A 13883-nucleotide genomic window follows, 5' to 3' on the forward strand; every position below is an offset into this window, starting at 1 on the left:
TCCCTGTTTCAGCAGCAGCCTAAACCAAGCTAGAGCTACGAGGCAGTCTGGTATTCCTCCAGCAGCGCAATCACTGCGGATCGCGCATCCGCTGGGCTTTCGGCGTTGATAGCCGCCTCCGCCATCTTCTGGCACTGCTCAAGTGTGAGCTCAGCCAGTTGTGCACCAACGCCCGCAACTGCGGTCGACGCCGCGGACAGTGAGGTGACGCCAAGGCCAGTCAGCACGCAAGCGAGCATGGGATCGGCGGCGGCCTCACCACAGACACCAACCGGCACATTGTTATCGCGACCCACCACGCACGTGTGCTGGATCAAACGCAGCACGGCCGGCTGCCACGGATCGGTCAGGTAGGCCAGCTGCGGTGACAGGCGGTCCGCGGCCATCGTGTACTGAGTCAAGTCATTGGTACCGATGGACACAAAGTCGAGGTGCGGCATGATGGTATCGGCCATCAGGGCCGCTGCAGGCACCTCAATCATCGCGCCGGCGATGAGCCCACGCTCACGGCATAGTTCGGCAAACCACTTCGCCTCTACTGCCGTGGCCACCATGGGCGCCATGACCCAAGTGGTAGCACCATCAGCACGCTTTTCGGCGGCCTGTGCGATGGCGTCGAGCTGACGGGTGAGAAGCGCCTCGTTGTTTCGGGCGATGCGCAGGCCGCGCACACCCAAGGCTGGGTTCTCCTCAGAGTCCAACGTGGCGTAGGAAATCGGCTTATCCGATCCGGCGTCGAGCGTTCGAACGACGACCTTGGATTCGGGGAAAGCGTTGAATACCTTGCCGTAGATGCGTGCCTGCTCCTCCACTGTCGGTTCTTCGCTGGCAGAGAGGAAGGAAAGCTCCGTGCGGTACAGGCCGATCCCCTCTGCCTGCGAATCCGAGGCGATGCGAGCCGCGTTCCCGTCGGCCACGTTGGCCAACAGCTGCACGCGATGACCGTCCTTGGTCTGGGCAGGGCCACGCCACTCGGCCACCCGCGCTGCCTTCTCGCGGTATTCTTCTACCGCCTTGAGGGAGGTAGCGCGATCCGCGCCCAGCGCCACGGTGCCCATCGAACCGTCTACGAAGATCTGGGTTCCCGCTTCAATCGAGCGGAGATCAGCGCCAACTGCGACGATGCACGGAAGGTCCAGCTGGCGGGCGATGATTGCAGTATGGCTCGTCGGCCCGCCGAGCTCGGTGACCAGTGCCTTGATATGCGCAATGTCCAAGGTAGCGGTATCCGCTGGAGCGAGGTCATCCGCCAGCAGTACCGCCTCGCCTTCGACCATGGGCAGGCCCGGTTCCTGTTCACCGCGTAGCTGTGCAATCACGCGATCGCGCACATCCTTAAGGTCGGTTGTGCGCTCTGCCATCACGCCGCCGGCGGCCTCAAACATGGTGACGAACCTGTCCGTTGCTCCAACGACCGCATACTCAGCGTTCTTGCCGCTACGAATACCCTTGCGTACAGCCTTGTGCCAGCCTCGGTCCTTCACCATTCCGGCGGTAGCACCGAGAACCTCAGCAGCCTGGCCTTCGGCCCCAGCTGCCCGCTGCTCAAGGCGGCTGGCAACAATGTCCGCCGCTTCGAGGAAGCGATCGTACTCAGCATCACGCTGCTCCTCCGGCACGGCTTCTCCCGCCGTGGGCAGTTCTGGGCGTGGGCGGACCCACACCGCCTCAGCGTATGCAACGCCGGCGACGACGCCGGTGCCTTTAATGGTGGATGGGGATGCGTTTTCCATGACACATATCCTTACGGAGACGATGTTTTCTCTATCCAGATCATCACAAGTCGGTCAAAAATGCAACGAAAACCACAGTGATTCCGTTGACATTCGGACACATACGGGCAATAATCAACATTAAGCAACATTAGTTTCACGCTGACCACGGGCAATCTGCACCGAAGTTCTTGTTCGAGCCGCCGCGGCGCTTTTGCCCCAATATACGCACTCCGCGAAAGGGGACATTGTCCACGATGATCCTTACTTTGACCCCCAACCCGAGCATCGACGCCACAGTGCGCCTGAACGAGGCGCTCGAACCCGGTGCTGTCCACCGCGCCGAGTCTGTCTCCAGCGTTGCTGGCGGTAAAGGCGTCAACGTTACGCATGCCGTAACGCTCGCCAACGTCGACAGCTTGGCGCTGCTCCCCGCCGCCCCCGCTGATCCTTTCTTGGCCCTTGCTGATGACGCGTCCATCCCCGTACATGCAGTACACACGGCCGGCGCGGTGCGCACCAATACCACTCTGACCGAGCCAGACGGCCGGACGACCAAACTCAACGGTCCCGGCCCCACGCTCGATGAGTCAGTTCAGCAAGACGTGGCACAGGCCGTTGCTGAACACTGCGCCAACGCCGAGTGGATCGTCATGGCAGGCTCCCTGCCCAAGGGGGTTCCCACCGACTGGTACACGCAGCTCATCACTGTCGCTCGCGAGGCGAACCCCAACATCCGTGTAGCCGTCGACACCTCCGATGCCCCTATGGTGGCTCTCGGGGAGAACCTCGAGGTAGCCAGCCCCGATCTCATCAAGCCCAATGGCCTTGAGCTTGGCCAGCTAGCCAACGTTGATGGCCAGGCCCTCGAAGCTGCCGCAGAGAACGGTGATTTCAGCGGTGTGGTCGAGGCCGCGAGGGTCGTCGTCAAGCGCGGCATTCCCGAGGTTCTCGTCACCCTAGGTGGCGCTGGCGCAGTCCTGGTCACCGCCGATGAAGCGTGGGCCGCTACTCCCCCGCCCATTACCCTGCGCTCCACCGTGGGTGCCGGTGATTCTTCGCTCTCCGGCTATATCCTCGCCCGCCGCAGCGGTGCCTCCTACCCCGAAGCGTTGCGCCAGGCCGTGGCCTACGGCTCGGCTGCCGCAGCGCTCCCAGGAACCCAAATACCAACCCCTGAAGAACTCGATATTGAACACACGACGGTTCAGGCCGTCACCGACCTTTAGCAGTACTGAGGAGTACTTACCCGATGTCATCAGAACTCATCACCACCGACCTTGTGGCGCTCGACGCCGACTTCGGTGGCAGCATCGAATCAGTCATTACCAACCTGGCCACGCTTGTCCATGACACCGGCCGCGCCACCTCCATCGAAGAGCTGGCCGGCCCCGCCATCGAGCGTGAAGCCAAGGCCGGCACCGGTGTTCCCGGCGGGGTTGCCATCCCGCACTGCCGCTCCGCCGCAGTGTCTGAACCCACCTTGGCCTTCGCCCGCCTCTCGCGCGGCGTGGACTTTTCCGGCCCCGATGGTGACGCCCACCTGGTATTCCTCATTGCTGCCCCGGAAGGTGGCGGTAAAGCACACCTGAAGATCCTCTCCAAGCTTGCCCGCGCGCTGGTGAAGAAGGACTTCCTGGAGGCTCTGCGCACCGCGCAGACCAAGGAGGAAATCGTCTCCCTGGTACTCGACGTGGTTAACGCCGAAAAGCCGAAGAAGGCTGCGGCTAACGAATCAGCATCCCCTGCAGGTGCGAGTGCAGCGGCTACGGCTCCTGCTTCGAGCAAGGCTGCAGATTCAAAGAAGACCCGCATCGTCGCCGTCACCGCGTGCCCGACCGGCATTGCCCACACATACATGGCGGCCGACGCCCTCACCCAGACCGCCGAGGAGCGCGACGATGTCGAGCTCACCGTAGAGACCCAGGGTTCCTCCAACAACACCGCTGTTTCGGCAGACACCATCGCGGCTGCCGACGCCGTCATTTTCGCCACCGACGTCGGCGTTCGCGACCGGGAGCGCTTCGCCGGCAAGCCCGTCATCGAATCGGGCGTTAAGCGCGCCATCAACGAACCGGGCGTGATGCTCGATGAGGCCATCGCCGCGTCGAAGAATCCCAATGCGCACAAGGTGGCAGGCACGGCAGGCGCAGCCTCCTCTAGTTCCGCGGAAGAAGGCGAAGGACTGGGCTGGGGCAAGCGCATTCAGCAGGCCATCATGACCGGCGTGTCCTACATGGTGCCCTTCGTCGCCGCCGGCGGCCTCCTCTTGGCCTTGGGCTTCCTCTTCGGCGGTTACGACATGGCCAACGGATGGCAGGCCATCACTACTGATTACTCCCTGACCAACCTGCCGGGCCATGACGTCATGGTTGATGGCGAAATGATGACCTTCCAGAAGGCAGGATTCGCCCTATACATCGGCGCCGTGCTCTTCGCGATTGGTCAAGCATCGATGGGATTCATCGTCGCAGCGCTCTCCGGCTACATCGCCTTCGCACTGGCAGGCCGCCCGGGCATCGCGCCGGGCTTCGCCGGCGGTGCTATTGCTGTTACCTTGGGCGCCGGCTTCATCGGTGGTCTGGTCACCGGTCTCATCGCTGGCTTCGTTGCGATGTGGATTGGCAAGTGGAAGGTCCCGCGCTGGATCGGCTCCCTCATGCCTGTGGTCATCATCCCGCTGCTCGCCACGATGATTACTGGCCTGCTCATGTATCTGCTTCTCGGTGCCCCGCTGGCCGCCATCATGAACGGTCTGCAGAACTGGCTGGCCTCCATGTCTGGCTCCTCAGCAGTGCTTCTGGGCATCATCCTCGGTCTCATGATGTGCTCCGACCTGGGTGGCCCAGTCAACAAGGCTGCTTACCTCTTCGCTACTGCTGGCCTGTCCACGGGTGATGAGGCTTCCATGAAAATCATGGCCGCCGTTATGGCCTCCGGCATGGTTCCGCCGATTGCGCTGTCCATCGCTACCTTCGTACGCAAGAACCTGTTCACGCCCGCGGAGCAGGAGAACGGCAAGTCGGCCTGGCTGCTGGGTCTGTCCTTCGTTTCCGAGGGCGCTATCCCGTTCGCTGCTGCCGACCCGCTGCGCGTCATCCCTTCGATGATGCTCGGTGGCGCAGTAACTGGTGCGCTGTCGATGTCCCTGGACGTCATGTCTCGCGCCCCGCACGGCGGAATCTTCGTTATCTTCGCTATCGAACCTGCGTGGGCCTACTTTGTGGCTATCCTTGCCGGCGTCATCGTCTCCGCCATTGCAGTCATCGCGATGAAGCAATTCTGGCCGAACAAGGCTGCTGAAGAAGCTGCTGCGAAGGCAGACAAAGCCAAGGCTGCCGCCTAGCGCTTAAGCCGCGTACACTTGTAAGCACGAAATACCGTAATTCGAAAGGATTATCATCATGGCTTCTAAGACCGTCAAGGTTGGCTCCTCCGTCGGACTGCACGCACGTCCGGCCTCCATCATCGCTGACGCCGCCGCTGAGTTCGATGAGGACATCTTCCTCACCCTCGTTGGCGATGAGGACGAGGATGAGACCGATGCCGCTTCTTCCCTCATGATCATGGCTCTCGGCGCCGAGCAGGGCGACGAAGTCACCGTGACCTCCGAGAACGAGGCCGCTGTGGAGAAGATCGCCGGTCTCATCGAGCAGGACCTCGACGCTTCCTAAAGCACTTTCCGTTTATAGAACGGCAGAGCTCCCGCTTCCCTCTTGTACTGAGGGTAGCGGGAGCTTTCTGTTGCTTGGTTGTCTAGCACAAGGTTCTAGTCATCAGGCTCTACTCAAACGGTTCTGTTGGGGGCAAGGAAACCATATAGAGGTGCCTAGAAGGTTCATTTGACCTCAGGAGAACCTTCTGACCCAAACCGTTTGAATGGAACCATGTGTATGCGCGTCTTCATGCCGCAGAGGGACCGAAGCAAACGCACCTTATACAGATTTCTGCACGCAATCACCTGGGGTTTGCGTAAATACGCGTCCAGATGGTGCCTTTACTCCGGTCCCTTATCCTCGCTAGTCGGCGTAAGCGCCTCTAGTACTTCGCGCCGCGGCCCTCACCAATGGTGCCGTAGAGCTTCTTCATCACCGGGTAGAGCACGATGATGCCGACAGAGCCCCAGGCAATACCTTCCAGCGTCACGCCGAAGACGTCGAGAGTGAGGTTGCCAATACCCGCGATGAGCGCCACCGCCGCCGCCGTGAGGTTAACCGGGTTGTTGAAGTTGACCTTGTTGTCCATCCAGATGCGCACGCCGAGCATGCCGATGAGGCCGTAGAGGACGATGCAAGCGCCGCCCAGCACGCCGGTGGGAATGGTGAAGATGAGCGCGCCGAACTTCGGGATGAAGGCCAGAGCTATGGCGGTGATAGCAGCGACCCAGTAGGCGGCCGTGGAGTAGACGCGGGTCGCGGCCATAACGCCGATATTCTCCGCGTAGGTTGTGGTGCCGGAGCCGCCGAAACCACCAGCCAAGGAGGTAGCGAGGCCGTCGGCGATGAGGGCGTCGCCGGCCAGATCATCGAGATCGCGCTTGGTCATCTCAGAGACTGCCTTAACGTGACCGACGTTTTCCGCAATCAGCACCACCAGCACTGGAAGTGCTGCCGCGATGGCGGAGACGTGAAACTCCGGCGCATGGAACTGCGGGAAGCCAATCCAGGCTGCTTCGCGGATGGACTCCACGGCCCCCTCGCCCAGGTTGCCCGTGGCCGCCGCGAAAGCCCAGCCGACGACGACACCGATAAGAATCGACAGACGCGAAACCATGCCGCGACCGGCCACGGTGGCCAGGATGATGACCGCCAGCGTCACCGTGGCAACTAGAGGCTGGCTCGAATAATTGCTGGCAGCATTGGGTGCCAAGTTAAGGCCGATCAGTGCCACAATGGCGCCGGTTACGGCCGGCGGCATGACGGCGTCAAGAACCTTGCGGCCCGCTGCCTTCACCGCGAAACCAATGGCTACCAAGACCAGGCCAGTTACTAAGACAGAACCTGCCTGCGCGCCAATGCCATACTGCTGGGAGGCGCTCAGCGGTGCAATGAACGCGAAGGAGGAGCCCAGGTAGGAAGGCAGGCGGTTGCGGGTAATCAGGAGGAATAGGATTGTTCCCAAGCCTGAAAACAGCAGCGTGGTATTGACCGGGAATCCGGTCAGGGTGGGCACCAGCAGGGTCGCGCCGAACATGGCCACCACGTGCTGCATGCCGATGCCGATAGTGCGGCCCCAGCTCAATCGTTCTTCGGGTGCGACAACCGCGCCCGGCTTAATCGTTTTTCCGTCCCCGTGGACGGCCCAGCCAAAATTACTCACGAACCATAATTATGGCTCACGGGAGCACCGAAACCTAAGCGTCCTCACCAATCACGCGAAATTCGCTGAGTTCGGCGGCGATGGAGGCGGGCAGGCGGACGTCGACAAGCGTGCCCTCCCCCGTGTACTCCTCGCCGCGCACCGTACCCTGAGTATGGATGCGATCGACCACGTCCCCGCGAGTAAACGGAATGAGCAACTGCACATGCTCGTCCTGAGAATTGAGGAAGAGCTCCACGCGCGTGGTGAGCTCCTCGATGCCCTCCCCCGTCTTGGCGGAGACATACACCACGTTGTCACGGTCGAGGGCGTGGCGAAGCTCCGCCAGCACCAGCGGATCGGCCTGGTCTATCTTGTTGATGACGATGATCTCCGGCGGGGCCTCCTCGCCGGTTTCCTTCACGATGTCATAGATGACCGCATTAACCGCCTCAATTTGCTTCAGCGGGAAAGGATCTGAGCCGTCCACGACGTGCAGCATCAAGTCTGCTGCGAGGACCTCCTCCAAGGTGGACTTGAAGGCCTCCACCAACTGTGTGGGAAGGTGGCGGACGAAACCAACGGTATCGGTGAACACGACCTGGCGGCCATCAGCAAGCTCGGCGCGCCGGGTGGTGGGGTCCAAGGTAGCGAACAGCGCATCCTCCACCAGCACGCCAGCGCCCGTCATTGCGTTGATGAGCGAAGACTTACCAGCGTTGGTGTAGCCGGCGATCGCAATCTGCGGGATCGTCGATGACGCACGGCGCGAGCGCTTAATCTCACGCGCCGTCTTCATCGCCTTAAGCTCCTTCCGCAGCAGCGCCATCTGCGTGCGGATACGCCGACGGTCCGTCTCAATCTTGGTTTCACCGGGGCCGCGCAGACCGACGCCGCCGTTGGAACCAGCACGGCCGCCCGCCTGGCGCGAGAGGTTGCCGCCCCAACCACGGGTATGCGTATAGAGGTATTCCAACTGCGCGAGCGAGACTTGGGCTTTGCCTTCCTTGGACTTGGCGTGCTGCGCAAAAATATCCAAGATGAGCATGGTGCGGTCGATAACTTTGGTGTTGAGAGCGCGTTCCAAGGCAGAGAGCTGGCCGGGGGTTAGCTCGCCGTCGCACACCACGGTATCCGCGCCAGTGGCAGCCACGATATCCTTGAGCTCGTTCACTTTGCCGGAGCCGATATAGGTACCCGGGTCCGGCTTATCGCGCTTTTGATACAGGGCTTCTACTACTTCGGCTCCCGCGGTTTCCGTGAGCGCCGCGAGCTCCGACATCGTGGCCTCAACCTCGGCCACGGTGCCTTCAGTCCACACTCCTACGAGGACTACTTGTTCAAGGCGCAGCTTGCGGTACTCCACTTCGTAGCCGTCGGTGGTGTCTTCTGCGCGAATGGTGGTCTCGCGGGTTACTCGGCGGAAGGCGTTGCGCTCAGCTAGGTCGAGATCACCGGTAGTCGGCTCCGGTGAGGTGGGCGCGGGCTCACCAAAAGCCTGCGCGAGGAGATCATCATGGGTTTCTTTTGTCATATGCTTTCTATTCTTGCACGTCACGCCTCTTAACAGGGAATCTCCGTTGCACACGACCTTGTGCCGATCCCGGCGGCAAGGCTCACCGACAACATTTTTGAGTCATCGCGGCGCCAGATACAATGGGCCGCATGACCGTCAAAGAGACCACTCACCCAGAGATGCAGGCCATTGGCCTCAACTACGAGCGCTGGCAGGACGCCGTCGAAGCAGCCATTTCGACCAACCAGCTGGCAGTCACGGGGGAGGTTCGCGGAGGACAACTCATTCAGTTCTCGGATCCTTCCGGGGCGCAACTCAATATCCTTGCCGTCGAACCTTTCGCCACCTTCATTGGGTTTGAGGGCGTCACCCAAGGCTTCGCCCACGTCTCTATGATCAACGATGTCTTGGCTTACCTGGACATCATCGATCCTTTCGGAAACGTTCTCGCGCAAGCGACGGCGAACTTGGCGCAGGGCCCGCTCTTGGCTGATGAGGACACCCAGCAGTGGCAGCAGGTAGAGCTTACTGCGATGGGTCTCGATGTCACCGCGTTCGACAACGCAGATGCCTACGAAGCCGAGAAGGGCACCTACCCAGCCACGTTTGAATCCACCGGTGCGGCAGTTGTTGCGGCCGGTTCCGGCGCCGAATCCCCTACCCCGGGCTGCACTTTTTCCGCTCGGGTTATGGAGTCCGAGTGGCGCCACAACCAGCTCACCGGTGAGCGCTTCATGCACCTCGTCATGGATGGCACCTTCCCCTTCGATCTGTGTCTGCCGGAGAGCTTTGGCGAGCTGCCGCCGAAGGATTCCGTGCTTGCGGGTTCGGCGATGCTGACCGCCTCTATCGCGCTACCCACCGGCGGCTGTGGCAGCGACGGCGGCTGCGCCTGCGGCTCTGGAGGCTGCGGCGGCCACTAGGCATACCGTAGAGTCGTAAGCATGAGTTTTTCCGCATCTCAGCGTCAGGGTTTTGCCCTGCTCCTTGCCGGGGTTACCGCTACGGTACTGGTTCTGACGCTGAAGCTGCCGGGAGTTATTCTCGCTATCTTTATCTGCGGGGCGCTATGGCTGTTTGTCGGCGCCCGCCCCGATGCCTCGGAACATGCGGCGCTGCGGGCTTCCATTGCGCTCACGGTGGAAGACATCACGGGCGTCCTCGAGGACTACGCCACATTTGCTACGAGCGACGACGCTGAAGCATTGGCGGACCGCACGCTCCACCGCCCAGCGCTTGCCGACGTCGACTGCACGAACCCCACTATCGAAGCGTTCCACTATAAAATGCATGGCGCGCAGCGTTTCTTGCGCCGCCTCGATGCGCGGGTTAACTCGCCAGATACTGGCACCAGCGAACTCGAATCCTTGCTCAAGGTGGCCGATGATCGGGCCGCCGAGCTCAAGGAGTCGTGGCTCGCTGCCCGCCGCGCCGCCTTGGCGCTAGGGACCAACTACAAAAAGGGGGACGGACGCTAAACGCCGTCCCGAAAACCCTATAGTGAGGTTTCGCCTGTGGCTACGATGCGCGAAGGCCCCGTCAGCGTAGATCCGTCCTCAGTGATTTCTACCTGGACCTCGCCGCCGGGGACGACGACGCGGACGCGGCCGGTGGTGTGGGAGGCGTCGGCAAGCGCGGCGCACGCTGCGGCCACCGTTCCGGTACCGCACGAACGTGTCTCCCCTGAGCCGCGCTCGAAGACGCGCATGTGAATCACGCCATCGTGCAGCGGAGTAACCAGCTCCACGTTGACGCCTGCCGGGAAGAAGTCAGTATCGAAGACGGGCTGCTCAAGGCGCTTCGCCGCCAAATCCTCCGCGGTCAGTCCCGGGATAACGGCCGCTAGGTGAGGGTTTCCCATATCTACCCCGAGCCCGGCGAAGCTCTCCCCCGCCATCGAAGCGGTGGAGACACCGAGCACCTGTGCAGGTCCCATCTCCACGCTGACTTCGGCTTCAGTCTCGTTGAAGGAGTGGACGGTGACCTGCTTGGCCCCAGCGCGCGTGCCGACGGTGAAAGTATCGGTGTTCACCAGCCCACGGGAGCGCACCCAATGCGCGAAAACGCGGGTACCATTGCCGCACATTTCCGCCACCGAACCGTCCGCGTTGCGGTAGTCCATGAACCAGTCATCGGTGTTAATACCCGGCGCGAGCTCATCGATTTCTCCAGAGGCGAGCAAGTCACCTGCACGTATGACGCGCAAGACGCCGTCGGCGCCGATCCCTGCGCGGCGATCACACAGTGCCACTACCTTTTCCGGCGGTAGCGACTCGGTTCCTTCCACAATGACGAAGTCGTTTTCCGTTCCGTGGCCTTTAGCAAACTTCATAGGAGTAGAGTCTAACTCTCTTCGAGGACACGCAAAGCCTGCGTTGTCGTATCAGCCGCGGCATCCAGCCAGTGGATGCGCTTATCACGGTTAAACCAGGCACGCTGGCGACGCACATAACGACGGGTTCCAGTGATGGTACGCTCCACCGCTTCTTCCCAGGTGAGCTCTCCACACTGGGCTTGGAGGACTTGGGCATAACCGATGGCCCGCCCCGCCGTCGAGTCAGCCTTCAGGCCGTGCGCCTGAAGGTTCTCGACCTCTTCGACCAACCCCTTGTCGAACATGAGGCGACTGCGCAGCTCGATTCGCGGATTCAGCCAACTGGAGTCCGTGCGCAGCCCAAGGATTCTTGTACCCCACCGGGGCGGTGCGTTCTTCGGCGGCTGGCTGGCCTTGAACGGCTTGCCCGTGAGCTCAATGACCTCCAGCGCGCGCACGGTACGGCGTGGGTCCTTGTCTTCGATGATGGCTGCGGCTGCCGGGTCCACGCTGGCAAGTTCTGCGTGCAAGGCATCGGTGCCGATCTCTTGACGCCGGGCTTCCCAGCGAGCGCGCACCTGCGCATCAGTGGGTGGGAATTGCCAGTTGTCCACGAGCGATTGGACGTAGAGCATGGATCCACCGACGAGGATCGGGGTTTTGCCACGGCCACGAATGCTGTCTATATCCGCGATGGCGGAGGACTGGTAGCGGGCTACTGACGCCGTTTCCGTCACGTCCCACACATCGAGCTGGTGGTGCGGGATACCTTCGCGCTCCTCCATCGTCAGCTTGGCCGTGCCGATGTCCATGCCCCGGTAAAGCTGCATCGAATCGACGTTGACTACTTCCCCGTCAAGCTCGTGCGCCAAGGCGACTCCGAGTGCTGATTTTCCGGAGGCCGTCGGCCCTACGACGGCAATCGGGGTTGGGCCGCTACTGAGAGTCTCTGGCATTAGCACTGCCACCCCGCCACATAGCGGCCCACGCCCAACGTCGAATCTGCAGCCCGGAGTTCTGCATGATGCGGGTGCACGCCTGCTAGCTGCGCCCACAGTGCCGTTTCGAGCACTCCCGTCGAATGGAGCAGCTCTTCGTCACAGTCTTCCTCCGCGCCGGCCAGCACGCTCTCGCACCACAGGTGAGTGTCCCGCGCACCCTCGACGAGGGCGAGCGGCGCGCGCTCTGTCAAGCCTGCAGAGCCATCAACGCACACTATTGTGAACCGTCCGGAACGCACTTCCCCTAGGGAGGCGCGGGAGTCTTCCACCGTGAAGGCGTGGTGACTGCTTTCTGCCCCGAGCGCGCTAGTGAGTACGTAGCGGGCCATGATTTCGGGCAGGTAGTTTCCGCCGCCGACGTCGACCTGGGGTGCGCCCCACGCTCTCAAACTTCCCGTGCGCTCGGTACGCCAGCGCGCATCGCGCGATCCCACGATGTCGACCTTAAGCGGTGCCCTACCGTTGACGCGTGCGGCATCACGTGCGAGCTCGCAGGCGGCGCTAAGGAGCGCGCGCGAAGCGTCATCGCTCGGTGACAGTTCTTCCGCCAAGGCCGGTGAGGCTGGCATAACCATGAGATTTTGCATCAACTCCCATCCTATAAGGTTAGTTTTTCGGGGTTAACACGCGGCTGCGCGGCGGAAACGGTAGTGTTGTGTCACATAAGTTCTGGCAGCCGTGTCGCGCGGCGCGATAATACCGAAGGTGGTTTCTTAGCATGTCCGCTATTCCTTCCCCTGGAGCCATGCCTCGCAAGGGCGCTCGTCCCGGCCCGTCTTCCTCTGCCCCGGCAGCACGTCCCGTGCAGCCCGCAAAAAACGATCCGGCCCAGTGGGGCCGCGTTGATGCTGATGGATCGGTATTCGTCAAAGCCCCCGAAGGCGAACGCAAAATCGGCGAGTGGCAGGCCGGCACCCCGGAAGAGGGCTTGGCGCACTTTGGTGCACGCTATGACGATCTGTCCACCGAGATCGAACTGCTAGAATCCCGCCTCACAGCCCATCCGGGCGATGCTGCGTCGATCAAGGCGACTGCTGCGGAACTGCGAGAGTCCCTACCTACACAGGCAGTAATTGGTGATATCGCGGCACTGGACAAGCGCCTAGCCACTATCATCGAACACTCCGTGGAAGCCGGTGAGCAAGCACAGGCTGACAAGGCTCGTCGCCGCGAAGAAGCCATTGCCAAAAAGGAAAAGCTCGCTGCCGAGGCCGAGGACATCGCCGCCAACTCGACGGAGTGGAAGGCCGCCGGCGACCGTATCCGCGCCATCTTGGAGGAATGGAAGCAGATCCGTGGCATCGACCGCCAGACGGATGATGCCCTGTGGAAGCGCTACTCTCGCGCCCGTGACTCCTTCAACCGCCGCCGCGGCTCCCACTTCGCCGAACTGGATCGCAACCGCGCGGCCGCCCGCGCCAAGAAGGAAGAGCTGGTAGAGCGCGCAGAAGCCATTAAGGACTCCACCAACTGGGGCGAAACGGCGCGCACGTACCGTGATCTCATGACGGAGTGGAAGGCTGCGGGCCGTGCCCCTCGTGAGATCGACGACAAGCTCTGGGCCCGTTTCCGCGCCGCCCAGGATCACTTCTTCAACGCCCGCAACGCCGTTAATGACGAGCGGGACAAGCAGTTCGCAGAGAACGCCGCCGCCAAGGATGCGCTCATTGCGGAATATGACTCCCTGATTGATCCCACCAAGTCGATCGACTCGGCGAAAGCCAAGCTGCGGGAGCTGCAGGAAAAGTGGGAGGAGATCGGTTTCGTTCCGCGCAACCAGGTGCGCGAGTACGAGGCCAAGATCTCGGCGCTGGAAAAGCGCGTGAGTGACGCCGAGGATTCACAATGGCGCCGGACGGACCCAGAGGCCCAGGCCCGCGTGGCCCAGTTCCAGTCCAAGGTCGATGATTTCACCGCGCAGGCAGAAGCTGCCGAGGCCAAGGGCAACACCAAGAAGGCGGAAGATCTGCGTGCCCAGGCCAAACAGTGGCAGGAATTCGCCGATGCCGCAGCGGCTGCTGTCAACGACAAGTAGCACCCTA

The 13883-nt window shown here is 61.9% G+C and carries 12 protein-coding genes; 6 read left to right on the plus strand and 6 right to left on the minus strand.

The genetic code is table 11. From position 1 onward, the window contains the following. Positions 1-35 precede the first annotated feature (35 nt). Positions 36-1733 carry a phosphoenolpyruvate--protein phosphotransferase gene (gene ptsP / locus HWX44_RS02925; protein WP_175973097.1) on the minus strand — a complete coding sequence of 566 codons (1698 nt, stop codon included), beginning with the start codon at positions 1731-1733 and terminating at the stop codon, positions 36-38. A 236-nt stretch (positions 1734-1969) separates the two neighbouring features. Between ptsP and pfkB the strand changes: the two genes are divergently transcribed. Genes pfkB through HWX44_RS02940 form a run of 3 tightly spaced genes read left to right on the plus strand, consistent with a single transcriptional unit; the run spans position 1970 to position 5386 of the window. Then, entirely contained in the window at positions 1970-2941 is a 972-nt protein-coding gene (gene pfkB, locus HWX44_RS02930) for a 1-phosphofructokinase (protein WP_175973099.1), read from the plus strand. A gap of 23 nt (positions 2942-2964) precedes the next feature. Then, positions 2965-5058, plus strand: a complete 2094-nt coding sequence (locus HWX44_RS02935; protein ID WP_070513098.1) for a PTS fructose transporter subunit IIABC — start codon at positions 2965-2967, stop codon at positions 5056-5058. Between the two features lie 58 nt (positions 5059-5116). Then, complete coding sequence (locus HWX44_RS02940; RefSeq protein WP_010190265.1) at positions 5117-5386, plus strand: HPr family phosphocarrier protein; 270 nt, start codon at positions 5117-5119, stop codon at positions 5384-5386. A 364-nt stretch (positions 5387-5750) separates the two neighbouring features. On the opposite strand, the gene HWX44_RS02945 is transcribed toward HWX44_RS02940, so the two are convergent. Together HWX44_RS02945 and hflX are read right to left on the minus strand one after the other, a co-directional pair. Further along, positions 5751-7031 (minus strand): uracil-xanthine permease family protein, encoded by a 1281-nt coding sequence (locus HWX44_RS02945; protein ID WP_012715094.1) that lies wholly within the window; start codon positions 7029-7031, stop codon positions 5751-5753. A gap of 34 nt (positions 7032-7065) precedes the next feature. Continuing rightward, a complete protein-coding gene (gene hflX, locus HWX44_RS02950; RefSeq protein WP_175973100.1) occupies positions 7066-8544 on the minus strand; it encodes a GTPase HflX in 1479 nt (492 codons plus the stop codon). A gap of 122 nt (positions 8545-8666) precedes the next feature. Here hflX and HWX44_RS02955 point away from each other — a divergent pair, with 122 nt between their 5' ends. Both HWX44_RS02955 and HWX44_RS02960 read left to right on the plus strand, forming a co-directional pair. Then, positions 8667-9449, plus strand: coding sequence for a hypothetical protein (locus HWX44_RS02955; protein ID WP_046648241.1), 783 nt, complete (start codon positions 8667-8669; stop codon positions 9447-9449). A gap of 21 nt (positions 9450-9470) precedes the next feature. Next, positions 9471-10004 carry a hypothetical protein gene (locus HWX44_RS02960; RefSeq protein WP_046648243.1) on the plus strand — a complete coding sequence of 178 codons (534 nt, stop codon included), beginning with the start codon at positions 9471-9473 and terminating at the stop codon, positions 10002-10004. A 17-nt stretch (positions 10005-10021) separates the two neighbouring features. Here the strand turns inward: HWX44_RS02960 and dapF are convergent, their stop codons facing one another. Genes dapF through HWX44_RS02975 form a run of 3 tightly spaced genes read right to left on the minus strand, consistent with a single transcriptional unit; the run spans position 10022 to position 12428 of the window. Next, complete coding sequence (gene dapF, locus HWX44_RS02965; RefSeq protein WP_046648245.1) at positions 10022-10858, minus strand: diaminopimelate epimerase; 837 nt, start codon at positions 10856-10858, stop codon at positions 10022-10024. Between the two features lie 11 nt (positions 10859-10869). Beyond that, positions 10870-11796, minus strand: coding sequence for a tRNA (adenosine(37)-N6)-dimethylallyltransferase MiaA (miaA, locus tag HWX44_RS02970; protein ID WP_070700488.1), 927 nt, complete (start codon positions 11794-11796; stop codon positions 10870-10872). Next, on the minus strand, positions 11796-12428 hold the full coding sequence (locus HWX44_RS02975) for a hypothetical protein (RefSeq protein WP_046648247.1): 633 nt from the start codon (positions 12426-12428) through the stop codon (positions 11796-11798). Before HWX44_RS02975 ends, miaA begins: the two co-directional genes overlap by 1 nt. Positions 12429-12559: 131 nt before the next feature. Between HWX44_RS02975 and HWX44_RS02980 the strand changes: the two genes are divergently transcribed. Further along, positions 12560-13876 carry a DUF349 domain-containing protein gene (locus HWX44_RS02980; RefSeq protein ID WP_175973103.1) on the plus strand — a complete coding sequence of 439 codons (1317 nt, stop codon included), beginning with the start codon at positions 12560-12562 and terminating at the stop codon, positions 13874-13876. Positions 13877-13883: the final 7 nt, after the last annotated feature.

This window comes from Corynebacterium sp. Marseille-Q2823 (assembly GCF_903645345.1).
GTDB classification, from domain to species: Bacteria; Actinomycetota; Actinomycetes; order Mycobacteriales; family Mycobacteriaceae; genus Corynebacterium; species Corynebacterium hiratae.